The following is a 24,400-nucleotide window of genomic DNA, read 5'->3' as shown; positions in this document are numbered from 1 at the left end:
GCCCAATAAGGTTCACTTCGAGCGGTGTCTAAGTGACCGCTCCGAGTCACCGGCGATGTCTAAGGTCCACAGCTATGCCGACCTTGCGTCCCGTCCGCCTCGCCGTCGCACTGGTGCTGGTCATCGCGACCGGCGTCGGTGTCGTGACCCTGACCAGAGGCGCCACCGCAGCGCCGAAACCGGTCACCGCCGAGGACCAGGCCCTCCTGCACCGGGCCGAGCAGCGGTTGATCAAGCAGTGCATGACCACCGCCGGCTTCCAGTACGACGAACGCCCGGTCCCACCTGAGCGGACCGAGCGGCGCTTCGCCTACCTCATCGACGACGTCGCCTGGGCCAAGGTGCACGGCTACGACGACCCCAACCCCGCGCCCCGCAGTACGAATCCGAATGCCCAGCAGGCCCAGCGTCTTCCCGCGATGGAAGCCCGGCGATGGGAACGCACCCTGATCGGCGACGGGAAACAGATCTCGTTCGAGCTCGGCGACGGCAGCCGGATCTCCACCAGCGACAAAGGCTGCCTGGCCACCGCGCGGCGCACCCTGTACGGCGACCTGGCGGGCTGGTTCCGCGCCCGTCGCACCTCGGACGGGCTGGCCTACATCGTCTACGCGAAGGTCAACAACGACCAGCGCTACGCCGCGGCGATGAAGGAATGGGTCGCCTGCGTCCGTGGCCGGGGCTACCCGGCCGACAGCCCCGGCCGGTTGATGGAGGTCGTCAAGCAGCGCACCAAAGGCCAACCCCGGCAGGCGATCCGGGCCGCCGAGATCGCCGGCGCCGTGACCGAAGCCGAGTGCGCGACCACAACCTCAGTGGCCCGCACCGCCCGCGAACTGCACGCGGAACACCTCACCTGGACCACCGCCGAGAACCGGCGGGAGTTCCAGGAGCTGGAGCGCCTGGAACGAGCCGCACTACCGAGAGCCCGAGCAGCCCTCGGGCCTTCCTGAGCAACACCTCGACGAAAGAGACCGCCTTGCGATCACTCGCCCCGCGATTCAGCGCGTTCCTGGCCATCGTCCTGCTGGCCGGCATCACCACCACCATCTCCGCGACCGCGGCGACCACCGCGGACCCCGACATCGGCGCCTGCCCCCGCGGCTACTTCTGCGCCTGGTCCGACGACGCCGCCACCGGCCGGATGGCCAAGTGGGAGTTCGACGACAGCTGGTGGGGCGACGACGGCATGCACGACGACGCCGAGACGATCTACAACAACGGCAGTCCCGGCACCTACGACGACGTCGAGCTGTTCTTCGACGCCAACTACCGCTCGCTGTCGTTCTGCCTGCCGCAGGGTGACTGGCGGGACTGGGACATGTCCGACAACGTCTACGACTCGCACCGCTGGCGTTCCGGTTGTTCGTAGCCGAGCGATGACAAAGCCCCCGCCTCCGACGATCGGGAGGCGGGGGCTTTGCCGAAGTACTAGTGGAAGAAGTGCCGCGTGCCGGTGAAGTACATCGTCACGCCGGCCTTGGTGGCGGCCTCGATGGCCTGGTCGTCGCGGATGGAGCCACCCGGCTGGACGACGGCCTTCACTCCGGCCTCCAGGAGAACCTCGAGCCCGTCCGGGAACGGGAAGAACGCGTCAGAGGCAGCGACCGAACCGGCAGCTCGCTCGCCCGCACGGGAGACGGCCAGGCGGCAGGAGTCGACGCGGTTGACCTGGCCCATGCCGACGCCGACCGAGGCACCGTCAGCGGCGAGCAGGATCGCGTTGGACTTGACCGCACGGCAGGCCTTCCAAGCGAAAGCCAGGTCAGCCAGCACCTCGGGAGAGGCAGCCTCGCCGGCGGCCAGCGTCCACTTGGACGGGTCGTCGCCCTCGGCCTGGAAGACGTCCTTCGCCTGCATCAGCAGGCCACCGCTGATCGCGCGGATCTCGACCGGCTGGCTGGATTCCTCCGGCCCGCAGACGAGCACCCGGATGTTCTTCTTGGCCTGCAGGATCTCGACCGCGCCGTCCTCGTACGCCGGGGCGACCAGCACCTCGGTGAAGATCTCCGCGACCTGCTTGGCCAGCTCGACCGAGACCGGCCGGTTGGTGGCGATCACGCCGCCGTACGCCGAGACCGGGTCGCACTCGTGCGCGCGCCGGTGCGCCTCGGCGATGTCGCTGCCGACTGCGATGCCACACGGGTTCGCGTGCTTGATGATCGCGACGGCGGGCTCGGCGAAGTCGTACGCCGTCCGCCGGGCCGCGTCGGCGTCGACGTAGTTGTTGTAGGACATCTCCTTGCCGTGCAGCTGCTCGGCCGAGGCCAGCCCGGTGCGGCCGTTGCCGTAGAGCGCGGCCAGCTGGTGCGGGTTCTCGCCGTAGCGCAGGACGGCCTTCTTGTCCCAGGTCGCGGCGACCCAGGCCGGGAAGCCCTGGCCCCCGCTGGTGTCGGTCAGCACGTTGCCCATCCAGGAAGCCACCGCCACGTCGTACTCCGCGGTGTGCACGAAGGCCGCCGCGGCGAGCTTCTTGCGCTCCTCCAGCGAGAAGCCGCCCTCGTCGAGCACGGTGTAGACGTCGGCGTACTGCTCCGGCGAGGTCACCACGGCGACGTTCGCGTGGTTCTTGGCGGCGCCGCGGACCATCGACGGACCACCGATGTCGATCTGCTCGACGCACTCGTCGACCGAGGCGCCGGACGCGACCGTCTCGCTGAACGGGTAAAGGTTGCTGACCAGCAGGTCGAACGGCTCGACCCGCATCTCGGCCAGCTGCTCGACATGGTCGGGCTTGCGGACGTCGGCCAGCAGGCCGGCGTGCACCTTCGGGTGCAGCGTCTTGACCCGCCCGTCCAGGCACTCGGGGAAGCCGGTCAGCTCCTCGACCTTGGTGACCGGCACGCCGGCCGCCGCGATCCGGCCGGCGGTGGAACCGGTCGACACGATCTGCACACCGGCTTCGGACAGCGCCTGCGCCAGCTCCTCCAGACCGGTCTTGTCGTAGACGCTGATCAGCGCCCGGCGGATCGGCCTGCGGTCGGTGCTCACTTCAGTCGAACCTTTCGTCCGGTGATGGTCCAGCCGTTGCGGACCAGCTTGCCGACCCACTCCACCAGCTGGCGGCGTTCGTCGTGCTTGATCCGCTCGGTCAGGGTTTCTTCGGTGTCGTCATCGAGAACCGGGACGACGACCTGGCCGATGATCGGCCCGGTGTCGACGCCACCGTCGACGAAGAACAGGGTCGCGCCGGCCACCTTGACGCCGTACTCCAGGGCGTCGCGCGGTCCGTGGATGCCGGGGAAGGCCGGCAGCAGCGCGTTGTGGGTGTTGATGTAGCGATCGCCGAAGGCGGCCAGGAAGTCGTCACCGACCAGCTTGAGGAACCCGGCCGAGACGACCAGATCAGGCCGGTACTGCGCGACGGAGGCCGTCAGCGCGCGATCCCAGTCGGCCCGCTCGGCGTACTCCTTGACCTTGTGCACGAACGTCGGCACCCCGGCCGCCGTGGCCCGGTCCAGCCCGGCGATCCCGTCCCGGTCCGCGCCGACGGCCACCACCTGGGCGCCGTACGCGGGATCGGCGCACGCGTCGAGCAGAGCCTGCAGGTTCGAGCCGGAACCCGAGATGAGCACGACGACGCGCGCGGGCTCGGGCGTGGGTGCAACCGGGTCTGTCACTCGGCAAACCATATCGTCCACCCCCGCCCGGACCCGCATCCGGTCAGAACCGCGAGGAGATCAGACGGTCGGTTGCGGACGCCTGGCCGCGATCACGGCAGCGGTGATCGCCGCTCCGATCGCCATCCCGGCGACCAGTACGCCGGCCGCCGGCAGCGCAGCCGGTACGCCGACCTCGGCCATCCGGCCCGGCCCGGCAGCACCGCCCGAAATCACCATCAGGACCAGCAGCCCGATCCCGGCCAGCAGTGCCGCTATCCCACCCCGGAGAGCGAAGGCATCCCAGCCGAGCACGTCCGAATCCTCCGCAACCAGCCCCCGCTTCGCCACCACGAGCCCGGCGACCACACCGGCCCCCAGCGGCACCAGAGCGGTCAGGACGAGCAGGTACGTCGGTGTAGCCCCATCAGCCGGTACTGCGGCCAGCAGCGGCAGCGCAGGCAGATTGCCGACGTCCACCCCGGTCGGGGCGATCGTCGTACCGACTCCGAGCTGGAAGCCGGGGCCTGCGAGGAACGCCACCGCGTACAGGATCAGGTTGGGGAGCAGCATCAGGCAGATGGCGAACAGGACCACAGAGCCGACCACGCCGGCGTCCAGCAGCTCCAGCATCGAGGTGACGCGGGAGAAGTGCACGGCCAGCAGTACGGCGTACAGGATGCTGGCGAGAGAGACGATGGTCAGGATCGCCGCAGCGGCGGCAGGGACCACGTCTCGCAGGCCCTGCGGGGTCGCGTCGGCAATATCAGCCGCGGCTCCGGACTCGACCAGGATGCCGGCCGTGCCCGCAATGAGCGCCAGGGTGGCAGCACCGAAGAACGCTGTCGCCGGGGAGACCTTCAGTGAGCCGTCCGAGGCCAGTAGCGCCACGATGAGCGCCCCCAGGCCGTAGGTGACAGCGAGCACGCCGGAGGCGATTGCGAGGTCTTTTGTCTCGTCTGCGCCGCTGACGCGAGCAGTGAACCGGCCACCGCGGTACAGGCACCAGGCGAGGAACAGGGTCAGGCCGAGGGGCGCAATGCTGATCCTGGCGTCTCCGAGGGTGGCGGTGGCCTTGTGAGCGACCAGCCAGACGGTGGCACCGGCCCGAATCGCACCGGACGCGCCGCCGAAGGCAGCGGCCAGCCAGCCGATCACGGCGACGGCCGCGCAGGCCAGTAGACCGGTCAGCAGGCAGGCACCTGCTCCTATCACCGCCGAGACGATCACTGGCTTGGTCGGTGCGGTGGCATCGGGCAGGGCGGGCCCGGACGCCTGGTGAGCTCCGCCGTCACGGGCGCCCGGACGGCTCAACATGTCGGTCATCTCCCACCATCGTCACTCTCAGCCTGGACGCGAGTCGTTCTGACACGCCGGATATGGAAGACTTCGGCCCTGCTTGCTCTCTGTGTACAGAGATGATGAGCCACCAGGTACCGTCGGGTGGAATCAGTCTTGGAGGTCAAGAACTAGTGACCGGTTCCCACCGCGTCTCGCGGGGCGGCGGCCGCGCTGCCGCACGTGAGGCACGCCGTCAGCAGACCCGTCGGCGGAACCAGTTCATCGGCGCCGGTGCGGCCGTGCTGCTGCTGGTCGGTGGCGGCGGCATCGCGGCCGTGAACGCCTTCGGCGGCGACGACTCCGCCGGTGACGGCGCCAAGTCCGGCAACCAGGACGACAAGTCCGGCGGCAGCGACTCCGGCCTGCTCAGTGACGCCAAGGTGCTGATCGACGGTACGGCGGTCAAGCAGCTCTCCCCGACGGGCGGAGCCTGGGCCGTCGCGAGCACCGACAACGGCAGCAGCGCCCCGGACAAGTCCTTCGTCTGCCAGTCGCAGCGCTTCGCCGACCCGGCCGGGATCCGGACCTGGATCCGCAGCTTCCGCAACCCGTCGACCAAGGACACCGCCGTCCAGTACGTCGAGGTCTCCAACGACGAGGCGGCGGCCGGCAAGGCGTACAGCACGATCACCGGCTGGCTGAGCGCCTGCAACACCCCGCAGATCCGGCTGATCTCCAGCTACACGACCGACGGGCTCGGCAGCAAGGGCGTGGTGGCCGTCTTCGGCCAGCCCGGCGACAAGACCAACAAGTACCGCACGATCAGCGTGAGCACCGCGGGCCAGACGACGATGGTGGTGGAGTACGACACCGTCGGCAAGGCGGCCCCCAAGCCGGAGACCCTGATCGCGACCGCCGGAGCCGGCCTGCAGCGGATCTGCGCCGAGACCAAGTGCACCACCGGTACGCCGACCGCCACCGCCGGGCTGCTGCCGACCACCGAGCCGGCCGGGTTCATGGCGCCGATCGACCTGCCGGTGCTGCCGAGTATCGACAAGCCCTGGGTGAGCACCACCAGCACCATCCCCAAGGGCACCGGCTGCGACAAGATCGACCTGAAGAAGGCCAAGGCGAAGACCTCCAAGGCGCAGACGTACGTCGTACCGGAGGCCAAGGTGCCGGCCGAGTTCGGGCTGGACACCCTGGTGGCCGGTTTCGCCGGTCCGGCCGCGGCGGCGACCTATGTCGCCGACCTGCGCAAGGCCGTGGACAACTGCAAGAAGACGATCTCCAACGCCACCGTGAAGCCGACCGGCGAGATCACCCTGGGCAGCAGCATCAAGGGCGAGAGCTGGCGGGTCTCCTACGACACCGGCGGCGGCAAGATCTTCACCTACCGGATCGGGATCGCGCTGGCCGGCTCGCGCGCCGTCTACGCGCTGTACCCGGTGCTGGAGGACCTGGACATCACCAACGCCGGCTTCAACGAGGTGCTCACCCGCGCCGCCGAGCGATCCGCCTCCTTCAAGTAACCGACAACTTCACGAAGGCGACAACGCAACGGCCCCCGAGGAGATCCCCGGGGGCCGTTCTGCTGTCCTGCGGTGTTACTTGGTCAGGTTCTTCATGATCTCGCGCATCAGGTTGGCGGTCTCGGTCGGCGTCTTGCCGACCTTGACGCCGACGGCCTCGAGGGCCTCCTGCTTGGCGGCAGCGGTGCCGGAGGAGCCGGACACGATGGCGCCGGCGTGGCCCATCGTCTTGCCCTCCGGGGCGGTGAAGCCGGCCACGTAGCCGACGACCGGCTTGGTGACATTGTCCTTGATGAACGCCGCCGCCCGCTCCTCGGCGTCGCCGCCGATCTCGCCGATCATCACGATCGCGTCGGTGTCCGGGTCGTCCTGGAACGCCTGCAGCGCGTCGATGTGGGTGGTGCCGACGATCGGGTCGCCGCCGATGCCGATCGCGGTGGAGAAGCCGAAGTCGCTCAGCTCGTACATCATCTGGTAGGTCAGGGTGCCCGACTTGGAGACCAGACCGATCCGGCCGGCGCCCGCGATGCTGGCCGGGATGATGCCCGCGTTGGACTCGCCGGGGGTGATGATGCCCGGGCAGTTCGGCCCGATGATCCGGGTCGTGCCGGAGGCCTGCGCGGCGGCGAAGGAGGCGGCGGTGTCGTGCACCGGGACGCCCTCGGTGATCACCACGACCAGCGGCATGCCGGCCTCGATCGCCTCGAGCACGGCGTCCTTGGTGAACTTCGGCGGTACGAAGATGACCGAGACGTCGGCGCCGGTCTCCTTGATCGCGTCCGCGACGGAGCCGAAGACGGCCACCGACTTGCCGTCGAAGTCGGCCGACTGGCCGGCCTTGCGCGGGTTCACGCCGCCGACGATGTTGGTGCCCGAGGCAAGCATCCGGGTGGTGTGCTTGGTGCCTTCCGAGCCGGTCATGCCCTGGACGATGACCTTGCTGTCCTTGGTCAGGAAGATAGACATTTCAGCTTTTCCCTTACTTCGCTGCCAGCTCGGCGGCCCGCTTGGCGGCGCCGTCCATCGTGTCGACCCGCTCGAGTCCGGCCAGGCCGGCCTCGTCGAGGATCCGGCGACCCTCCTCGGCGTTGTTGCCGTCCAGCCGGACGACCAGCGGCTTGTTGACGGCCTCACCGCGGCCGGCCAGCAGCTCGAACGCCTGCACGATGCCGTTCGCGACCGCGTCACAGGCGGTGATGCCGCCGAACACGTTCACGAAGACGCTCTTCACCTGGGCGTCGGAGATGATGATCTCCAGCCCGTTCGCCATCACCTCGGCGGACGCGCCGCCACCGATGTCGAGGAAGTTGGCCGGCTTGACGCCGCCGAACTCCTCACCGGCGTACGCGACCACGTCCAGGGTGCTCATCACGAGACCCGCGCCGTTGCCGATGATGCCGACCGAGCCGTCGAGCTTCACGTAGTTCAGGCCCTTGGCCTTGGCCGCGGCCTCCAGCGGGTCCTCGGCCGACGAGTCGGCGTAGTCCGCGAACTCCGGGTGCCGGAACTCGGCGTTCTCGTCCAGCGAGACCTTGCCGTCCAGCGCCTCGACGTTGCCGTCCTTGAGCTTGACCAGCGGGTTGACCTCGACCAGCGTCGCGTCCTCGGCCAGGAAGACCTGGTAGAGCTTGACGATCTCCGGCGCGACCGCGTCGATGATGTCGGCCGGGTAGCCGGCCGAGGTCGCGATCTCGCGGGCCTTGGCCTCGTCGACACCGGTGGCCGGGTCGATCGAGATCTTGGCGACCGCGTCGGGGTTGGTGTGCGCGACCTCTTCGATCTCCATCCCGCCGGCGGCGGACGCGATGCAGAGGTAGTTGCGGTTCGCGCGGTCGATCAGGAAGGAGAAGTAGTACTCCTCCGCGATCGAGGCGGCCGGCACGATGTTCAGCGTCTTGACGATGTGACCCTTGATGTCGAGACCAAGGATCTCGCGGGCGCGCTCTTCGGCCTCGTCGGGGTTGGCGGCGATCTTGACGCCACCCGCCTTGCCGCGACCGCCGGTCAGCACCTGGGCCTTGACGACCACCGTGCCGCCGCCGAGCTTCTCAGCTGCAGCGCGAGCTTCCTCGGGCGTGTGGACGACTTCACCCACCGTCGTCCGTACACCGTGCTTGGCGAAGACACTCTTCGCCTGGTACTCCATCAAGTCCACGACTGTGGTCCCTCTCTCGCCTGTCGAGTTAGTCCGCGGCAGGCTGCGGTGCAGAGGCACGGTCGCCGGCGCGTTCCGTCGGGCTGAGACTAGCCACCTCCGTACCCCGCGCGACAGTCGGGGTACGGGCTGAGACGACCGTCACAGGCAGGTTGCGCTCGCGTGAAAGGCTGGATGCCATGACAGAACAAGCGACCAGACCAGCTGACGACTGGTGGCGTAGTGCCGTCGTCTACCAGGTTTACCCTCGGTCGTTCGCGGATGCGGACGGTGACGGCACGGGCGACGTGAACGGGATCCGGGCCCGGCTGCCGTATCTGGCCGAGCTCGGCATCGACGCGATCTGGATCAGCCCGTGGTACCCCTCCCCGCTGCTCGACGGCGGGTACGACGTGGCCGACTACCGCGACATCAATCCGGAGTTCGGCACCCTCGCCGACGCGGACGCGCTGATCGCCGAGGCGCACGCGCTGGGCATCCGGCTGCTGATCGACCTGGTGCCGAACCACTGCTCCTGGGAGCACCCGGCGTTCAAGGCGGCGCTGGCCGCCCCCAAGGGCTCCCCCGAGCGTGACCTGTTCTGGTTCCGCGACGGCAAGGACGGCGGGCTGCCGCCGACCAACTGGCCGGCCGCCTTCGGCGGTGGCACCTGGCAGCAGATCGAGGACGGCCAGTGGTACCTGCACATGTTCGACATCTCGCAGCCGGACTGGAACTGGGACAACCCGAAGGTGATCGAGGAGTTCGACTCGATCCTGCGGTTCTGGTTCGACCGGGGAATCGACGGCTTCCGGATCGACGTCGCCGACTCGATGGCCAAGGACGCGTCGCTGCCCGACGTGACGCTTGACGACGACGGTCACCCGACCCGGGACAAGTACGTCGGCAACCCGTTCTACGACCAGCCCGGTGTGCACGCGATCCACCAGCGCTGGCGCGAGATCGCCGACGAGTACGCCGACACCCCGCAGGGGCCGCGAGTGTTCGTGGCCGAGGCCTGGCTGTCCCCGGCCGAGCGGCTGGCGCAGTACGTCCGGCCGAACGAGCTGCACTCCGCCTTCAACTTCGACGTACTCCGGGCCGCGTGGAACGCCAAGGAGCTGCGGCAGGTCATCGACTACACCACCGAGAGCCTGTGGGCCGTCGGGGCTCCGGCGACCTGGGTGCTGAGCAACCACGACACCATCAGGCACCGCACGCGGTACGGGCGGGACCAGGAGGAGGCGCTCGAGGGTGCGGGCGTAGTACCGGTTGATCTGGCGCTGGGGCTTCGCCGGGCCAGGGCTGCCGCTCTGCTGGAGCTGGCGCTGCCCGGTGGCGCGTACATCTACCAGGGCGACGAGCTGGGACTGCCGGAGGTCGAGGACCTGCCGGAGGACGTGCTGGACGACCCCACCTGGGAGCGGTCCGGTCACACCGTGCGTGGCCGTGACGGGTGCCGGGTGCCGATCCCGTGGAGCGGCAGCGAGCCGCCGTACGGGTTCGGTAGTGGTGACGGGCAGCCTTGGCTGCCGCAGCCGGCCGACTGGGCGCCGCTGACGGCAGAGGCTCAGGCGACCGACGCGGACAGCCATCTGGCTCTCTACAAGGCAGCCCTGCGGATCCGCCGCGAGCAGGAGGCGCTGGGCGAGGGCCGGCTGGCCTGGGACACCGACGCCCCGGACGGCGTGCTGTCGTTCACCCGCGACCCGGGCTTCCGCTGCGTGGTGAACATCGGCGAGCAGGCGATCGACCTGCCGGCCGGTGAGGTGCTGCTGGCCAGCGAGCCGGTCACCGACGGCAAGCTGCCGGTGGACGCCACCGTCTGGCTGAAGATCTGACGCTCAGCTGACGAAAGGCCGGACCCAGGTCGGGTCCGGCCTTTCGCTGTTGTCAGTCACGATCAGCGCTTGTCGCGATCGCGCCGGTCCTGCTCCTCACGGGCGCGACGGTCCTGCTCTTCGCGGTCCCTGCGGTCCCGATCTTCTTGATCGCGCTTGTTCCTGTTGTCTCCGTAGCTCACTTCACACCTCCAGCGGCTGGAACTTCGACCATACGCCGCTTCGGGTTACCTACTTGACGCCGCCTGCGGTCAGACCGGCCACGATCCGGCGCTGGAAGGCGAGTACAGCGATCAGCAGCGGGATGGTGACGACCACACCGGCCGCCATCTGGGTACCGAACGGCTGGTCGAAACCCGAGATGCCCTGGAACTTCGAGATCGCCACGTTAGCGGTCTGGTACTCGCCCTTGTTCACCATGCTGAGCGCGATCAGGAACTCGTTCCAGGCCGCGATGAAGGTGATGATCGCGGTGGTGAACACACCGGGCGCGGCCAGCGGCAGAATGATCTTGCGGAATGCCTGCGCCGGAGTGCAGCCGTCCACCATCGCCGCCTGCTCCAGCTCGCGCGGCATTTGCCGGAAGAACGTGGTCAGCGTCCAGACAGCCAGCGGCAATGCGAACGACAGGCTGGGCACGATCATCGCCTGGTAGGTGTTGATCCACTTGATGTCGATGAACAGCTTCAGCAGCGGGATCACCAGCGAGATGCCGGGGAACATCGAGGTGGTGATGATGATCGCCAGTACGACGTTCTTGAACCGGAACTCCAGTCGCGCCAGTGTGTAGGCGGCGACCAGCCCCACGATCAGGGTCAGGATCGTCGTCACGCCGGCCACGATCAGGCTGTTCAGCAGGGCCCGGCCGAAGCCGACGCCGTCGCCGAACACGGCCCTCAAGTTGTCCAGCGAGAACGGCGACGGCAGCAGCGCGTTGTCGAACTGGTCGAGCGGCCGGCGGAACGCCGACACGATCATCCAGTAGAACGGCGCCAGGCAGTAGAGCACGATGATCCCGACACCCAGCAGTGGCAGGTACTTGCGCCACGGGCTGGCCTCGGCCGCCTTGATGTCGACCTTCTTCGGCGCGGCGGTCTTCACTTCAGTGCTCATCGGACACCAACCTTGCGGCGCTTGCCATTGGACTTCTTCTTCTGCACGGCGTCACCGAGCACATCGGCGCCGAGCAGTTTGACGAACACGAAGGCGACCACCGCGACGTACAGGAACAGAATCGTCGCGTAGGCGGCGGCCGGCCCGTACCTGGTGCTCGACGCTTCCCGGTAGGCCAGCATCGACAGCGTCTCGACCGAGTTCTTGTTCGGCCCGACCAGGACGTACGGCAGGTCGAAGATCCGCAGCGTGTCGAGGATGCGGAACAGCACGGCGACCAGCAGCGCCGGCTTGACCAGCGGCAACGTGATCCGCAGGAAGGTCTGGAACGGCGTGGCGCCATCCACCTTCGCCGCCTCGTAGACGTCGCCGGGGATCGTCTGCAGGCCCGCCAGTACCAGCAGGCCGATGAACGGCGCCGTCTTCCAGGTGTCCGCGATGATCACGGACAGGACCGACTGCCAGCCCTCGGTGGACCACAGGATCTGCTGTCCGAGCAGCGCGTTGGCCGCGCCGTCGGCCTGGAAGATCCACTTCCAGAGCAGGGCCGAGACCACGGTCGGGATGGCCCACGGGACCAGGATGCTGGCCCGGACGATGCCGCGGCCCTTGAACGCCTTGTGCATCACCAGGGCCATCGCGACACCCAGCACCGTCTCGAGCGCGACGCAGGTGATGGTGAAGAACGTGGTGTTGTAGAACGCGTTCCAGAACTTGTCCCCGGTCTCGCCGGAGAAGATCGCGGTGTAGTTTTCCAGCCCGACGAACTGGGAACCCTCGATCACGAAACCGTCGGCGTCGACCTTCTGGCCGCTGGTGTAGAGGGACTCGCGCAACGCCGAGATGATCGGGTAGACGACCACCAGAGCCAGCACGATCAGGGTCGGTGACAGCAGAATCGCCGCCAGCTTCCCGGTGCCTTCGTTGAACGTGGTTTGCCGCTTGGCCTTACCGGAACCCGCGGGGACCGGCACGGATGCACTACTCACCTCTGCCTCCTTCTCTCTGCCCGTTCGGCGGGCAGGGACGGGTCGGGGCCGGTACCCAGCAGAGACTTGCTGCGCACCGGCCCCGACCTTCGATCATTGAGTGATGAGCGTGCTCAGCTTGGTCTGCAGAGCGGTGAGCGCATCCTTGGGCGGTGTCGTGCCGGTCAGCGCGCCGTAGGCGGCCTCCTGGATGGCGACGGTGACGTCGCCGTACTTGACCACCTTCGGCCGCGACTTCGCGGACTCGATCGACGCCTTCAACGGAGCCAGGTACGGGAACTGCTTGTTCAGCGCCGCGTCGTCGTACAGCGAGGCCCAGGTCGGCGCCTGCGAGGTCTTCTCGACGTTCGCCTTCTGCCGCTCCTCGCTGGACATGAACTTGATGAAGTCGGCCGCCGTGGCCTTGTTCTTGGCGAAGGTGCTGATGCCGTAGTTGTGACCACCCAGCGTCGAGACGCCGCCCTCGGCCTTACCCGGCAGCGGCGCGACGGCGAACTTGCCGGCGATCTTCGACGAGCCGTCGGTCTTGCCGGCCAGCGCGTAGACGTAGGGCCAGTTGCGCAGGAAGAGCAGCTTGCCCTCCTGGAAGGCACGCCGGCCTTCTTCTTCCTTGTAGGTGATCGACGCCTTCGGGAACTCGCCGCTCTTCAGCCCGTCGACCAGGAACTGCAGGCCGGCCAGCGCCTCCGGGGTGTCGACGTTCGGCTTGCCGTCGTCGCCGACCACGACGCCACCAGCCGAGTTGACCGCCTCGGAGAAGTTCACCGTGAGGCCTTCGTACTTCTCGAACTGACCGGCGTAGCAGCCCAGCCCCTTACCAGCGGGGGTGGCCTGGACCTTGGTACAGGCCGCCTTCAGCTCGTCCCAGGTCTTCGGCGCCTCGACGCCGGCTGCCTTCAGCAGGTCGCTGCGGTAGTACAGCAGCCCACCGTCGGAGGTGACCGGTACGGCGTACAGCTTGTCGCGGTACTTGGCGGTGTCGACGGTCGCCGGGATCAGCTTGCCCAGATCCGGGAACTGGTCGGCCGGCAGCTCCTGCACCCAGCGGTTGGCCGCGAACTCCGCGGTCCAGACCACGTCGAGGTTCAGCACGCTGAACGCGTCGGACTTCGCCTGCGCGTTCTGCACCATCTGCTGGCGCTGCTGGTCGGCGGACTCCGGCAGCTCCTTGACCTCGACCTTCTCGTCCGGGTGCTGCGAGTTCCAGGCCGCCACCTGGTTCGTCAGGTTGCCTGAGGTGTCCTTGCCGGTGGCAAACGTAATCGGGCCACGGCCTTCGAGCGCCGTGCCGCTACCCCCCGTGCTGCCACCACTGTCCCCGTCGTCCCCGCCACACGCGGAGGCCAGCAGCCCCAAGCTGCCGACCATGGCCAAGGCAACCGCTTTGCGCGTATGTGATCGTTCAAACCTCATCGTGTACCTGCCCTCTCCCGATGCGATGTCACTTGGTCCCGCGTCGGTCGTCCGCAGACCCCCACCACGCTGCGAGCCGCCCTGTCCGGACAGTAACCGAGATCCGGGGCGATGTGTCCTGAGCCACACATCTTGCCGATCACGGAGTCCTGAACGGACTAAACGCATGGCTGTATGCGACCGCGATTCCACACCGTGCACAACCAGGTGTTTCTTAACGATTCGGTATTACCGATTAGTAACAAGCCATTCGGGACCGATATGACAGCACAAAGTGGTCAGGCGGTCGCAGAGGCGTCGCCGACGTGCCCGCGGACCCACTCGACGATCTCCATCGTGGTCGCGCCGGGGGTGAAGATCTTGTGCACGCCGAGGTCGGCCAGCGGCTGCAGGTCGGCCTCGGGGATGATCCCGCCGCCGAACACCACGATGTCGTCGGCGTCCCGCTCGGTCAGCAGCTCGCGGACCTTCCTGAACAGGGTCATGTGCGCGCCGGAAAGCACCGACAGGCCGATCGCGTCGGCGTCCTCGGCGATCGCCGTCTCGACGATCTGCTCCGGGGTCTGGTGCAGGCCGGTGTAGATGACCTCCATCCCGGCGTCCCGGAGGGCACGGGCGACCACCTTCGCGCCGCGGTCGTGGCCGTCCAGTCCTGGCTTGGCAACGACAACTCGCAGAGGGCTCGTGGCAGACATATGCAGAAGCTACCTCACGGATCAGACACGGAGCAGTGTGTTCGAGGCCACCTGAACGGGGAACCGGTTACCGTGAAGTAGAGATCGGACCAGTGGCAGTGGTGGTTGTCGGGGGGTCTGATTGGGAGTGAGGAGACGCGATGAGCGCCGACGGCATCCGGGAAGCTCTCGAAGGACTCAAGTACGGCGCCCGCTCGGCGCTGTCGCCACGCGGCCTGCAGAGCGCCGCCGTCGAGCTGGGCTGGATCACCACCCATCTGGCGATGTACCCGCTCGGCCTGGTCAGCGGCTCCGGCTCCCGATCCGAGCGACTCACCCTGAGCGGCCTGACCCCGGCCCAACGCAGCCTGCTGGTCGGCGACGTCCGGGCGGCCGGTACGCCGATCCTGCTGGCGCACGGCATCATCGACAACCACACCGTTTTCGCGCTGATGCGCCGGCAACTGCTCCGCCGCGGTTTCACGCGGCTCGAGAGCTTCTCCTACTCACCCCTGACGCTCGACGTCCGCAGTACGGCGGAGCGGATGGGCGCCGAGATCGAGCGGCTCTGCGAGGAGTCGGGCTCGGACCAGATCCACATCGTCGGGCACAGCCTGGGCGGCCTGATCGCCCGGTACTACGTCCAGCGGCTGGGCGGCGACAAGTACGTACACACCTGCGTGACGCTCGGCACCCCGCACCAGGGCACCGTCGCCGCGCGGCTGTTGCCGTGGCCGCTGGTGAAGCAACTCCGGCCCGACAGCGACCTGATGGAGGAGCTGGCCGAGCCGGCTCCCGACTGCAGCACCCGGTTCGTGGCGTTCTACAGCGACGTCGACCAGCTGATCGTGCCGCAGCGCCGGGCCCGGATCCGGCACCCCGACCTGATTGCCCGCAACATCCGGGTCGACGGGGTCGGGCACCTGTCGCTGCCGTTCCACGGCGACGTGGTCCACCAGATCACCGGAATGCTCTCGCACCTCGATGAGCAGGACACAGTTGCATGAAAGTTCTTCCTGACATAGCAGGCATCTGAGCGCTCAGGCCGATGCACGTGCAGCGGCGCATGCAAAAGTTTCGTGAAGGTGGCACCCCAAAAGGCCCGGATGGGTTTGTCGGCTCGTTGCGGTTCCGTTATGGTGCATGAGCCCCCGGGGTAACAAGCCCCGGGAGTGGACAGGCCCCCTCCCCTGTGACCGAAAGGCCACGTTGTGTCCCAGCACCGTGCCGCGGCTAGCCGCGTCACGCCCGGCAAGCCTGCCGACGCTGCGCGCAAGACCGGCGCAGGACGTCACAGTGCCAAGCATCGTGTTGCCAGGCGTAATACCCCCAGCAGTACGCAGGTAGTAGGACTGACCGCCGCACTAGCGGCAGCAGCAGGAGCAGTCGGTTTCAGCCACAGCTCGCTCGCGTCCCCGACGCAGGCGAACTCCGCTGTCAACATCGCCGCGCTCAGCCTCGGCAACGGGAACCTGTCCGAGCTGACCACGGCACGGATCGAGCGCCGCTCGCTGGCCACCCGGGACTCGTCCCGCGTTGAGCTGACCGGCGCGGACTCGACCAAGAAGCAGGCCGCGGCCGACCAGACCGCGAAGAAGCGCGCTGCGAAGCTCGACGCCACCCGCGCCCTGACCAGCAAGCGCGCGACCGCCCTGGCCAACGCCAAGGCCGCGATCGAACTGGCCCAGAAGAACGCCCGCGAGTCGGCCACCCGCTGCGAGATGATGATCTCCGGCTACCACATCACGGCCGGTTTCGGTCAGGCCGGCGGCCGCTGGGCCCGGGACCACACCGGCACCGACTTCGCCGCCCCGATGGGCACCCCGATCCGCACCGTGATGAAGGGCGAGGTCGTCTCCGCCGAGTTCGCCGGCTCCTACGGCCGCCAGGTCCGGGTCCGGCACGAGGACGGCACCGAGACCTGGTACAACCACATGTCGAAGTTCAGCGTCTCGGTCGGCGAGACCGTCTACGCCGGCGACCAGGTCGGCGCGGTCGGGATGACCGGCAACACCACCGGCCCGCACCTGCACTTCGAGGTCCGTCCCGGTGGCGGCGATCCGATCAACCCGATTCCGTGGCTGCGCAACCACTGCGGTCTCAACCCCTGATCCTGGCCGATAAGGCTTGGCTCATTGCTGTTTCGCAGTACTAGGCTGCCGCGCATGCGTCCGCGGCCTGGTGAGGTACTGCATTTCTCCGAAGACCCGGTGATCCGGAGCTTCCGGCCCCATCTCGCCCCGACCTCGGCCGAAACCACGCCGTACGTCTGGGCCGTCGGCCACGATCGTGCGCCCGACTACTGGTTCCCCCGGCAGTGCCCCCGCGCGATGGCGTGGGTGGGCCCCGGCACCACAGCAGCAGACCGTTCGCGGATCATCGGCGACGGCAGCGGAACGCGAGTCCACGCGGTCGAGTACGGCTGGCTGGAGGCGATCCGCACGGTCGAGCTCTACGCCTATCGCCTGCCTGCCGAGCCGTTCAAGCTCTTCGACGCCGCCTTTGTGGCAACGACCGAGGTCGAGCCGCTCGGGCCCGCGGAGCGAGTGGGCGACCTGTTCGAGTTGCACGCGGAGGCCGGGATCCAGTTGCGGGTGCTGCCACGGCTGCACGAGTTCTGGGATGCGGTGACCGCCAGCACGCTGGAGTTCAGCGGGATCCGGCTGCGCAACGCGGTCCCCCGCTGATGGGCTCGTACGGCGAAGTGGCCGAGGCAAGCTGGCGATGGGTGCTCGACCAGGTTCGGTGGGACGACGGACCGTGGATCCCAACAGCGGTTGACGGTTCCGCGCCGGGAGAGCCGCCGGGCGATCGGGACGGCATGCACAGCGGTATCGGTGGGCTGGCGCACACGCTCGCCGAGATCAAGCTGAGCCGAGCGTGGACGGCCGAGGAGCAGACGCTTGCGGAGCAGATCGCTGACCGGACTCGCGCCACGATCGCCGGGAACACGGACTGCAGCTTCTTCGACGGGCTGGGCAGCGCCATCGGCGTACTGGTTGCGCTGGAACTTCCGGGCGCGGCTGCTGCGATCGAGCGGTTGCAGGAGTTGGCTGAGCCGGACGGGTGGCCGCAGACGTTCGCAGTACCGCCTAGTTATCTGGAGGGCGCCCGGGTCAATGACATGACGCTGGGTACCGCCGGCGTGCTCCTGAGTGCCCTGTGGGCCCGTAGGAGCGGTGTAGCGGGCTCTGCCGAGCTAGCGGAGCAGGCAGCGGCACTGCTGCTGACTGAGGCCGTCTCGCGGCCTACAGGCCTGGACTGGCCATTCATCCCGGAGCGCTTCCTGCTGGAGCCCAAGTCATCGATGCCGAACCTGTCCCACGGCCTGGCGGGGGTCGCGGCAACGCTGGCGCTTGCCGGTGTCGAGCTGGACCGGCCGGACCTGATCACGGCGGCTCACAGCGGCGCCGAGCATCTGGTCACCCTCAGCGTCTGTGAGGAGCAGGGGTTCCTGGTCCCCCGGCTGGTGCCGATCAAGCAGGACTCGGACCACGACCCCATCACCTACAACTGGTGCCACGGCCCAGCCGGTACGTCGCTGCTCTTCGCCGCGCTGCAGTACGCCGGTGTCGAGCAGGTCGCCGGCGAATCGCCCCTGACCTGGCGGCGACGCTGCTCACACACCACCCGGACCTCGGGCATCCCTGAACGACTCCACCCGGGCTTCTGGGACAACGACGGCCGCTGCTGCGGTACTGCGGGAGTCGCCGACGTGCACCTGGACTCCTGGCACGCCACTGGCGACCAGGTGGATCTCGACTTCGCCCTCGGCCTGGCGGACACCCTGGTCGAGCGGGCGGTCCATCACGGGGACCGCGCCTACTGGCAGTTCATCGAACACCGCAACGAGGACCCGCTGCTGCCGCCCGGCGTCGGCTGGATGCAAGGAGCCGCGGGGATTGCCGCCTACCTCTTCCGGGTCGCGCGGGTGGTGGACCAGGGTCGTGCGGCTGCCAGCGCCCGCCGGATGGAGAACTGGTGGGCCTAGCGGCGCCAGACCTCAGCAGTGGTGAGGAAAGCTGACGAGCCGGGGCGGTCGGCGGAGCCGTCGACCTGCACGTAGCCCGGGACCGAGGCGCCGCCGATCGAGACGGTGGCCGAGCGGACCGGAGCGATCACCAGGCTGAGGCTGTGCGGGCCTTCGGCGAGCTGGAAGTTGTCGGTGGCGAACAGCCGCCGGTCGAGCACACCGCTCATCTCGATCTGGATGTCGGCGGCCTTCACGCTCAGGCCATCGGCCAGGTTCATCGAGACCTGGACCAGATCCCGCTCGACGGCCGGCTCGTGCCAGGCCAGCCCCTGCACCTCGAGGAACGAGCGGACGAAGTACCGCTCCAGCCAGGAGGCGAGATCGACGTCCTCGGAGACCACCCGGACGATGCCGTCGAACCAGAGCACCACCGCTGTGCCGGCCCCGCAGATCGACCAGTCGACCATCCAGATCGACGCGAACGCGGTGACCTTGCCGTCCTTGTCGAACAGCCGCAGCCCAGGGTTGGCCCCCGCCAGGATGATCCGGCGGTTGCTGCTGTCTGATGCCTTGGGCATGGGCTGGACCTTCGTCCGGGAGGGCCGAAACAGCAATTGTCGCAGTCTGAGGACAATTCGGCACCTTGGCGTCTGTTAAATCTTTTCGACAGGCGCGTACCGCAGCAGCAGCCGCTTCACTCCTTGCGAGCCGAAGTCGATGTCCGCCTGGGACTGCTGGCCCTCGCCGCGGATCACCACGACGGTGCCCATCCCGAAGGTGTCGTGCACGACCCGCTCACCCGGAGTGAGGCTGATGACCGGCTTGTCGGAGGCGGACGGACGCCGCGGGGTGGTGCTCTCCCAGCGGGTGTTGCCGCCACCGCCACCGCCACCGCCCGAGGACGTGCCGGTGCCGGACCAGCGGGTGATCGCGGACTCGTCGCGGCGCCAGTCGAGCAGCTCCGCGGGGATCTCCTCCAGGAACCTGGACGGCGGGTTGTGCTGCGGAGCGCCGAACGCGCTGCGGACCGCGGCGCGGGAGATCGCCAGCCGCTGCCGGGCGCGGGTGATCCCGACGTACGCGAGGCGTCGCTCCTCCTCCAGCTCCTTCACGTCGTTGAGCGACCGGGAGTGCGGGAAGATGCCGTCCTCCATGCCGGTCAGGAAGACGACCGGGAACTCCAGGCCCTTCGCGGTGTGCAGCGTCATCAGCGTCACGACGCCACCGTCGTCGGCGGCGTCGGGGATCTGGTCGGCGTCGGCGACCAGCGCGACCCGCTCCAGGAACGCCTGCAGGTCGGCCGGTTCGGAGGCCGCGGTGCGCTCCTCGACGAACTCCCGGGCGACCGAGATGAACTCGTCCAGGTTCTCCACTCTGGTCTCGTCCTGCGGGTCCGGCGACTTCTGCAGCTCCTCGTAGTACCCGGAGCGGTGCAGGGCGACGTCCAGGATGTCGTCCGGCGGGGCGCCGGAGTCGACCATCGCGGTCAGCTCGTCGAGGATGTCGACGAAGCCCTGGACCGCCTTCGCCGACCGGGTCGCCATCGCCGGGGCGTCGTCGGCCCGGCGCAGCGCCGCGGAGAAGGTGATCCGGTCGCGCAGCGCGAGCGCCTCGATGGCGGCCTCGGCGCGCTCGCCGATGCCGCGCTTGGGCACGTTCAGGATCCGGCGCAGCGAGACGGTGTCCTCGGGATTCGTCAGCACCCGCAGGTAGGCGAGCGCGTCGCGGACCTCCTTGCGCTCGTAGAACCGGACGCCGCCGACCACCTTGTACGGATGGCCGGTGCGGATGAAGACCTCCTCGAACACCCGCGACTGCGCGTTGGTCCGGTAGAAGACCGCGACGTCGGACGGCTTCACCCCGTCGGCGTCGGTCAGCCGGTCGATCTCGTCCGCGACGAACTGCGCCTCGTCGTGCTCGTTGTCCGCGACGTAGACGGCGATCTGCTCGCCCTGGCCCGAGTCGGACCACAGGTTCTTGGCCATCCGGCCCTCGTTGCGGCTGATCACCGCGTTGGCCGCCGACAGGATGGTCTGGGTGGAGCGGTAGTTCTGCTCCAGCAGGATCGTCTCGGCGCCGGCGAAGTCCTCCTCGAAGGCGAGGATGTTGCGGATCGTCGCGCCCCGGAAGGCGTAGATCGACTGGTCAGAGTCGCCGACCACCATCAGCTCGGCCGGGTCGCTGATCGGGCCGTCGTTCGGGCCCGGCTCGAGCTGGGCGCAGAGCTCACGGATCAACGTGTACTGCGCGTGGTTGGTGTCCTGGTACTCGTCGACCAGCACGTGGCGGAACCTGCGCCGGTAGTACTCCCGCACCTCGGGGAAGGCCTGCAGCAGGTTGACCGTGGTCATCAGCAGGTCGTCGAAGTCCAGCGCGTTGGCCTGGGCCAGCCGCTCCTGGTAGATCCGGTAGCACTCGGCGTACTTCTCCTCCAGGTGGTTCTCCGCCTTCGAGGCGGCCGACTCGTGATCGACCAGCTCGTTCTTCTGGGTACTGATCCAGTTCAGCACCGCGCGCGGGTTGTACTGCTTGACGTCCAGGTCGAGCTCGCGGCAGACCAGCGTCATCAGCCGGCGCGAGTCGGTGCTGTCGTAGATCGAGAAGGTCGAGCTGATCCCGAACCGCTTGATGTCGCGACGCAGGATCCGCACGCAGGACGAGTGGAAGGTGGAGACCCACATCAGCTTCGCCCGCGGCCCGACCAGGTCGACGACCCGCTCCCGCATCTCGGCGGCAGCCTTGTTGGTGAAGGTGATCGCCAGGATCGACCCCGGGTGCGCGTCCCGCGCGGCCAGCAGGTAAGCGATCCGCCGGGTCAGCACCCGGGTCTTGCCCGACCCCGCGCCGGCCACCACCAGCAGCGGTTTACCCGCGTGCACGACGGCAGCGCGCTGCTGCGGGTTCAGTCCCTCGAGCAGCGCCGCCGGGTCGGCCCGGTGCTTCTTCGGCTCCTCGAGCGGCACCGGCAATTCATCTGGAGAAAAGAGCGTCGTCATCGCCCACCACCTTAGACACTCGCACCGACAAACCTGCTACGCGCGTGAGTCCGGCTCCCTCGACCGCCGGCCGAGCAACCCGCGGATCCGCCCGAGCAGACCGTCCTGCGGACTCGGCGGGCCCTCCCAGCTGCTCGGGTCGTGATGCGTCCACTGCAACCCCCGATCCCAGTCGGGTACCTCGAACGCCCATCCGACCAGCATCCGGTGTGCGTCGTACCGGTCCTGGGCAACAGTCTCGTAGTGCCGATCGACCGACCCTTCCTGCCGCTCGACGAACCAGTCCCCCTGCTTGTTCCGGGTGGTCTGCACATAGGTCAGCCCGGTCGGATCCGCCGTCTTCTCGACGATCAGGAACTCCAGCTCGCCGTCGTCGATCTCGCCGACGAGGTCGAACAGCAGGTTCTCCGACGGGTCGTCGTACGTCGAGCCGTCCTCGCCGGTCGCGCGAAGTACCGGGGATGCCATGCCGGAAAGTCTGGCACCGAAGGGAACCGCGTGAGCGAGCGGGCGGTCACAGGTGGGCATTAACGTGAAAGTCCGCCCCAATGTGAAGGAGTTGCCATGGAACCGCTGGATCAGATCCGGCTCAGCCGGCGCGGGGTTTTCCGGGCCGGCGCCGCTGTCGGCGCGGGTGCGCTCGGCAGCGGAGTACTGGCCGCCGGTACTGCGAACGCCGCGTTGCCTGCCTCCCCCGAGTTCGATCTCGGTGCCTCGCCGCATCACCTGTTCGGGCCGAAGATCCTGGCCGAGACGCATCACGCCATGCAGGGCTTCACGTTCGACGACGTGAACCGGCGGCTGTTCATCATCCAGGCCGAGAACGGCGGCTCGGGTTCGGACCTGGTGATCAACCAGGTGTCGGCCAGTGGCGCCGTGCTGGGCTCGATGACGATCAAGAAGGCCGGGCACGGGGTGTCGATCGCCGCCGAGCCGGTCGGTGACGTGACCTACATCTGGGTCGAGTGCGACACGCATCGCAACGACGGCGACGGTCGCGGTACGGCGCTGGCCCGGGTGCAGTTCAAGAACATCGTCCGGGAATCGATCGCCGACGAGGCGAAGTTCTTCCAGGGCAGCGACACCATCACCGCCGCCGTCGACCCGGTGAACAAGCGGCTGATGGTCCGCAGAAAGGAGAACGGCAGCTTCTACCTGAGCGTCTGGCCGCTCAGCAAAGCGCGTGAGGGCAAGAGCGCCGACCGGCTGGTGCACGTCAAGCAGCCGAGCTACGACCGCACCTTCCAGGGCTACACCTTCTACGGGCAGTACGCCTATCTCTGGTACGGCGACGGCCAGACCAACCCCGACAACATCAACTCCACCATCCGCACCGTCGACCTGAACACCGGCGAGTTCACCCGCGGCCCGGCCGTCACCAGGGCCGGCGCCTCGCTGACCTACCGCGAGCCCGAGGGGATGGCCATCCACCGGATGGACTCCGGCGAACTGGCGCTGTTCTTCGGCTTCGCCTCCCGGCCCAGCGGCGGTGGCGACAACCGCTACGCGAACCTGTACTACAAGCTGCTCGAGTAGCGCTGTCGGCTGAGAGCAGACCTGCTGCCAGCAGAAAACATGGGTTCGGCAACGGTCGCGTGTCCACAGTGGTCACATGGCCGATGACACGAAACCTCCCATGTTCAACGAGCAGACCCGGCAGACGTTGTTCCGGCAGCGGATCGTCGTACTGGACGGGCAACTGACCGACGACAACGGCACCCTGCTCACCACCCAGCTGCTCAGCCTGGCGGCCGAGGACCCGTCGACCGACATCTCGCTGTGGATCCACTCGGTCGGCGGGTCCGTGCCGTCGATGCTGGCGATTCGGGACGTGATGCGGCTGGTGCCGTGCGACGTCTCGACGCTGGCGCTCGGACTGGCCTGCAGCGCGGGCCAGTTCCTGCTCTCCGCCGGTACGCCGGGCAAGCGCTTCGCGCTCCAGAACGCCCGCGTCCTGATGCACCAGGGCTCGGCCGGCATCGGCGGCTCGGCGGTCGAGATCGAGATCCAGGCCAACGACCTGCGGCACATCCGTGACACCGTGCTGGGCCTGACCGCCAGCGACACCGGCCAGCCGATCGAGACTGTCTTCGCCGACTCGCTGCACGACCGCTGGTACACCGCCGAGGAGGCCCGCACCTACGGGTTCATCGACCACATCGTCGAGACCTTCGACCAGGTGATGCCCCGGCAGACCGTAGCGGCAGGGGTGGCCAGATGAGCTACACGATCCCCAACGTGATCAGTCCGCACCCGCGCGGCGAGCGGATCATGGACGTCTACTCGCACCTGCTGACCGAGCGGATCATCTACCTCGGTACGGCGATCGACGCCGGCGTCGCGAACGCGCTGATCGCCCAGCTGCTGCACCTGGAGGCGACCGCGCCCGACCAGGAGATCAACCTCTACATCAACTGCGAGGGCGGCGACATGACCGCGATGCTCGCGATCTACGACACGATGCAGTTCGTCCGCAGCCCGATCGCGACCGTCTGCGTCGGCCAGGCAATCGCTGCGGGCGCAGTACTGCTGGCTGCCGGCGCACCTGGCCGGCGGGCCGTCCTGCCGCACACCCGGGTCGTCCTGCACCAGCCGGCTGCTCGCGGCCAGGGGACCATCCCCGACCTGATCCTGCAGGCCGACGAGCTGGTCCGGGTCCGCAGTCAGCAGGAGGCGATCCTGGCCGCCCACACCGGGCAGTCGATCGAGCAACTCCGTCACGACACCGACCGCGACCACGTGCTGACCGCACAGGCCGCCTGCGACTACGGGGTCGCCGACGAGGTGATCCAGCACCGTACGCCGGTCGCGACCTTCCCGGTAGCACCGGCACTGAGCGCGTGAGACTAAGGTCG

General features: G+C 68.2%; 23 protein-coding genes. 11 read left to right on the top strand and 12 right to left on the bottom strand.

Features of this window, described 5'->3' with window-relative positions:
* Positions 1 to 74: 74 nt before the first annotated feature.
* Positions 75 to 953 (top strand): hypothetical protein, encoded by an 879-nt coding sequence (locus AB0P21_RS19440; protein WP_363698345.1) that lies wholly within the window; start codon positions 75 to 77, stop codon positions 951 to 953.
* Positions 954 to 979: 26 nt separating this feature from the next.
* Complete coding sequence (locus AB0P21_RS19435) at positions 980 to 1,372, top strand: peptidase inhibitor family I36 protein (RefSeq protein WP_363698343.1); 393 nt, start codon at positions 980 to 982, stop codon at positions 1,370 to 1,372.
* A gap of 59 nt (positions 1,373 to 1,431) precedes the next feature.
* On the opposite strand, the gene purH is transcribed toward AB0P21_RS19435, so the two are convergent.
* The 3 genes from purH to AB0P21_RS19420 are packed head-to-tail and all read right to left on the bottom strand — an operon-like array spanning position 1,432 to position 4,925.
* Positions 1,432 to 2,991 (bottom strand): bifunctional phosphoribosylaminoimidazolecarboxamide formyltransferase/IMP cyclohydrolase, encoded by a 1,560-nt coding sequence (gene purH / locus AB0P21_RS19430; protein WP_363698341.1) that lies wholly within the window; start codon positions 2,989 to 2,991, stop codon positions 1,432 to 1,434.
* Positions 2,988 to 3,632, bottom strand: coding sequence for a phosphoribosylglycinamide formyltransferase (gene purN, locus AB0P21_RS19425; protein WP_363698339.1), 645 nt, complete (start codon positions 3,630 to 3,632; stop codon positions 2,988 to 2,990). Before purN ends, purH begins: the two co-directional genes overlap by 4 nt.
* A 48-nt stretch (positions 3,633 to 3,680) precedes the next feature.
* Positions 3,681 to 4,925: a DUF6350 family protein gene (locus AB0P21_RS19420; protein WP_363698337.1), complete on the bottom strand. Its 1,245-nt coding sequence runs from the start codon at positions 4,923 to 4,925 to the stop codon at positions 3,681 to 3,683.
* A gap of 146 nt (positions 4,926 to 5,071) precedes the next feature.
* Between AB0P21_RS19420 and AB0P21_RS19415 the strand changes: the two genes are divergently transcribed.
* Complete coding sequence (locus tag AB0P21_RS19415) at positions 5,072 to 6,412, top strand: hypothetical protein (RefSeq protein ID WP_363698335.1); 1,341 nt, start codon at positions 5,072 to 5,074, stop codon at positions 6,410 to 6,412.
* Positions 6,413 to 6,487: 75 nt separating this feature from the next.
* Here the strand turns inward: AB0P21_RS19415 and sucD are convergent, their stop codons facing one another.
* Positions 6,488 to 7,378, bottom strand: a complete 891-nt coding sequence (gene sucD / locus AB0P21_RS19410) for a succinate--CoA ligase subunit alpha (protein WP_363698333.1) — start codon at positions 7,376 to 7,378, stop codon at positions 6,488 to 6,490.
* Positions 7,379 to 7,391: 13 nt separating this feature from the next.
* The gene (gene sucC / locus AB0P21_RS19405) at positions 7,392 to 8,567 is read right to left on the bottom strand and encodes an ADP-forming succinate--CoA ligase subunit beta (RefSeq protein ID WP_363698331.1); all 1,176 of its coding nucleotides are present in this window, start codon (positions 8,565 to 8,567) and stop codon (positions 7,392 to 7,394) included.
* A gap of 179 nt (positions 8,568 to 8,746) precedes the next feature.
* Between sucC and AB0P21_RS19400 the strand changes: the two genes are divergently transcribed.
* Positions 8,747 to 10,387, top strand: coding sequence for a glycoside hydrolase family 13 protein (locus tag AB0P21_RS19400; RefSeq protein WP_363698329.1), 1,641 nt, complete (start codon positions 8,747 to 8,749; stop codon positions 10,385 to 10,387).
* Between the two features lie 231 nt (positions 10,388 to 10,618).
* Here the strand turns inward: AB0P21_RS19400 and AB0P21_RS19395 are convergent, their stop codons facing one another.
* From AB0P21_RS19395 to AB0P21_RS19380, 4 genes are all read right to left on the bottom strand, one after another.
* Positions 10,619 to 11,500 carry a carbohydrate ABC transporter permease gene (locus tag AB0P21_RS19395; RefSeq protein WP_363698327.1) on the bottom strand — a complete coding sequence of 294 codons (882 nt, stop codon included), beginning with the start codon at positions 11,498 to 11,500 and terminating at the stop codon, positions 10,619 to 10,621.
* Positions 11,497 to 12,489 (bottom strand): sugar ABC transporter permease, encoded by a 993-nt coding sequence (locus tag AB0P21_RS19390; RefSeq protein WP_363698325.1) that lies wholly within the window; start codon positions 12,487 to 12,489, stop codon positions 11,497 to 11,499. Before AB0P21_RS19390 ends, AB0P21_RS19395 begins: the two co-directional genes overlap by 4 nt.
* Before the next feature lie 93 nt (positions 12,490 to 12,582).
* The gene (locus tag AB0P21_RS19385) at positions 12,583 to 13,857 is read right to left on the bottom strand and encodes an ABC transporter substrate-binding protein (protein ID WP_363698324.1); all 1,275 of its coding nucleotides are present in this window, start codon (positions 13,855 to 13,857) and stop codon (positions 12,583 to 12,585) included.
* 323 nt (positions 13,858 to 14,180) lie between these two features.
* On the bottom strand, positions 14,181 to 14,597 hold the full coding sequence (locus AB0P21_RS19380; RefSeq protein ID WP_363698323.1) for a cobalamin B12-binding domain-containing protein: 417 nt from the start codon (positions 14,595 to 14,597) through the stop codon (positions 14,181 to 14,183).
* Positions 14,598 to 14,737: 140 nt separating this feature from the next.
* Between AB0P21_RS19380 and AB0P21_RS19375 the strand changes: the two genes are divergently transcribed.
* From AB0P21_RS19375 to AB0P21_RS19360, 4 genes are all read left to right on the top strand, one after another.
* Positions 14,738 to 15,583, top strand: coding sequence for an alpha/beta fold hydrolase (locus AB0P21_RS19375; protein WP_363698321.1), 846 nt, complete (start codon positions 14,738 to 14,740; stop codon positions 15,581 to 15,583).
* Between the two features lie 204 nt (positions 15,584 to 15,787).
* Positions 15,788 to 16,687: a M23 family metallopeptidase gene (locus AB0P21_RS19370; protein ID WP_363698319.1), complete on the top strand. Its 900-nt coding sequence runs from the start codon at positions 15,788 to 15,790 to the stop codon at positions 16,685 to 16,687.
* 54 nt (positions 16,688 to 16,741) lie between these two features.
* Entirely contained in the window at positions 16,742 to 17,263 is a 522-nt protein-coding gene (locus tag AB0P21_RS19365; RefSeq protein ID WP_363698318.1) for a DUF6886 family protein, read from the top strand.
* Positions 17,263 to 18,567: a lanthionine synthetase LanC family protein gene (locus AB0P21_RS19360; protein WP_363698317.1), complete on the top strand. Its 1,305-nt coding sequence runs from the start codon at positions 17,263 to 17,265 to the stop codon at positions 18,565 to 18,567. Before AB0P21_RS19365 ends, AB0P21_RS19360 begins: the two co-directional genes overlap by 1 nt.
* Here the strand turns inward: AB0P21_RS19360 and AB0P21_RS19355 are convergent.
* The 3 genes from AB0P21_RS19355 to AB0P21_RS19345 all read right to left on the bottom strand — a co-directional run bounded on the left by AB0P21_RS19355 (position 18,564) and on the right by AB0P21_RS19345 (position 22,013).
* Positions 18,564 to 19,127 (bottom strand): hypothetical protein, encoded by a 564-nt coding sequence (locus AB0P21_RS19355; RefSeq protein ID WP_363698316.1) that lies wholly within the window; start codon positions 19,125 to 19,127, stop codon positions 18,564 to 18,566. The two genes, AB0P21_RS19360 and AB0P21_RS19355, sit on opposite strands and share 4 nt — an antisense overlap.
* A gap of 75 nt (positions 19,128 to 19,202) precedes the next feature.
* Positions 19,203 to 21,545: a DNA helicase PcrA gene (pcrA, locus tag AB0P21_RS19350; protein WP_363698314.1), complete on the bottom strand. Its 2,343-nt coding sequence runs from the start codon at positions 21,543 to 21,545 to the stop codon at positions 19,203 to 19,205.
* 36 nt (positions 21,546 to 21,581) lie between these two features.
* Positions 21,582 to 22,013: a hypothetical protein gene (locus tag AB0P21_RS19345; RefSeq protein WP_363698312.1), complete on the bottom strand. Its 432-nt coding sequence runs from the start codon at positions 22,011 to 22,013 to the stop codon at positions 21,582 to 21,584.
* A 96-nt stretch (positions 22,014 to 22,109) separates the two neighbouring features.
* On the opposite strand from AB0P21_RS19345, the gene AB0P21_RS19340 reads away from it, so the two are divergent.
* The 3 genes from AB0P21_RS19340 to AB0P21_RS19330 all read left to right on the top strand — a co-directional run bounded on the left by AB0P21_RS19340 (position 22,110) and on the right by AB0P21_RS19330 (position 24,389).
* On the top strand, positions 22,110 to 23,081 hold the full coding sequence (locus AB0P21_RS19340) for a hypothetical protein (RefSeq protein WP_363698311.1): 972 nt from the start codon (positions 22,110 to 22,112) through the stop codon (positions 23,079 to 23,081).
* A gap of 76 nt (positions 23,082 to 23,157) precedes the next feature.
* Complete coding sequence (locus AB0P21_RS19335) at positions 23,158 to 23,766, top strand: ATP-dependent Clp protease proteolytic subunit (protein WP_363698309.1); 609 nt, start codon at positions 23,158 to 23,160, stop codon at positions 23,764 to 23,766.
* On the top strand, positions 23,763 to 24,389 hold the full coding sequence (locus tag AB0P21_RS19330; RefSeq protein WP_363698308.1) for an ATP-dependent Clp protease proteolytic subunit: 627 nt from the start codon (positions 23,763 to 23,765) through the stop codon (positions 24,387 to 24,389). Before AB0P21_RS19335 ends, AB0P21_RS19330 begins: the two co-directional genes overlap by 4 nt.
* Positions 24,390 to 24,400 lie beyond the last annotated feature (11 nt).

It is taken from the genome of Kribbella sp. NPDC056861, from assembly GCF_040687575.1.
GTDB lineage: Bacteria > Actinomycetota > Actinomycetes > Propionibacteriales > Kribbellaceae > Kribbella.
This window is presented reverse-complemented; position numbering and strand designations above follow the sequence as displayed.

Excerpts from the sequence above, each read along its gene's own strand:
- AB0P21_RS19335 (WP_363698309.1), top strand. The coding sequence starts at position 23,158 with ATGGCCGATGACACGAAACCTCCCATGTTCAACGAGCAGACCCGGCAG.
- AB0P21_RS19420 (WP_363698337.1), bottom strand. The coding sequence starts at position 4,925 with ATGACCGACATGTTGAGCCGTCCGGGCGCCCGTGACGGCGGAGCTCAC.
- AB0P21_RS19395 (WP_363698327.1), bottom strand. The coding sequence starts at position 11,500 with ATGAGCACTGAAGTGAAGACCGCCGCGCCGAAGAAGGTCGACATCAAG.
- AB0P21_RS19375 (WP_363698321.1), top strand. The coding sequence starts at position 14,738 with ATGAGCGCCGACGGCATCCGGGAAGCTCTCGAAGGACTCAAGTACGGC.
- AB0P21_RS19365 (WP_363698318.1), top strand. The coding sequence starts at position 16,742 with ATGCGTCCGCGGCCTGGTGAGGTACTGCATTTCTCCGAAGACCCGGTG.
- AB0P21_RS19440 (WP_363698345.1), top strand. The coding sequence starts at position 75 with ATGCCGACCTTGCGTCCCGTCCGCCTCGCCGTCGCACTGGTGCTGGTC.
- AB0P21_RS19380 (WP_363698323.1), bottom strand. The coding sequence starts at position 14,597 with ATGTCTGCCACGAGCCCTCTGCGAGTTGTCGTTGCCAAGCCAGGACTG.
- pcrA (WP_363698314.1), bottom strand. The coding sequence starts at position 21,545 with ATGACGACGCTCTTTTCTCCAGATGAATTGCCGGTGCCGCTCGAGGAG.
- AB0P21_RS19330 (WP_363698308.1), top strand. The coding sequence starts at position 23,763 with ATGAGCTACACGATCCCCAACGTGATCAGTCCGCACCCGCGCGGCGAG.
- purN (WP_363698339.1), bottom strand. The coding sequence starts at position 3,632 with ATGGTTTGCCGAGTGACAGACCCGGTTGCACCCACGCCCGAGCCCGCG.
- AB0P21_RS19385 (WP_363698324.1), bottom strand. The coding sequence starts at position 13,857 with ATGGTCGGCAGCTTGGGGCTGCTGGCCTCCGCGTGTGGCGGGGACGAC.
- sucD (WP_363698333.1), bottom strand. The coding sequence starts at position 7,378 with ATGTCTATCTTCCTGACCAAGGACAGCAAGGTCATCGTCCAGGGCATG.
- AB0P21_RS19345 (WP_363698312.1), bottom strand. The coding sequence starts at position 22,013 with ATGGCATCCCCGGTACTTCGCGCGACCGGCGAGGACGGCTCGACGTAC.
- AB0P21_RS19360 (WP_363698317.1), top strand. The coding sequence starts at position 17,263 with ATGGGCTCGTACGGCGAAGTGGCCGAGGCAAGCTGGCGATGGGTGCTC.
- AB0P21_RS19340 (WP_363698311.1), top strand. The coding sequence starts at position 22,110 with ATGGAACCGCTGGATCAGATCCGGCTCAGCCGGCGCGGGGTTTTCCGG.
- AB0P21_RS19355 (WP_363698316.1), bottom strand. The coding sequence starts at position 19,127 with ATGCCCAAGGCATCAGACAGCAGCAACCGCCGGATCATCCTGGCGGGG.
- AB0P21_RS19400 (WP_363698329.1), top strand. The coding sequence starts at position 8,747 with ATGACAGAACAAGCGACCAGACCAGCTGACGACTGGTGGCGTAGTGCC.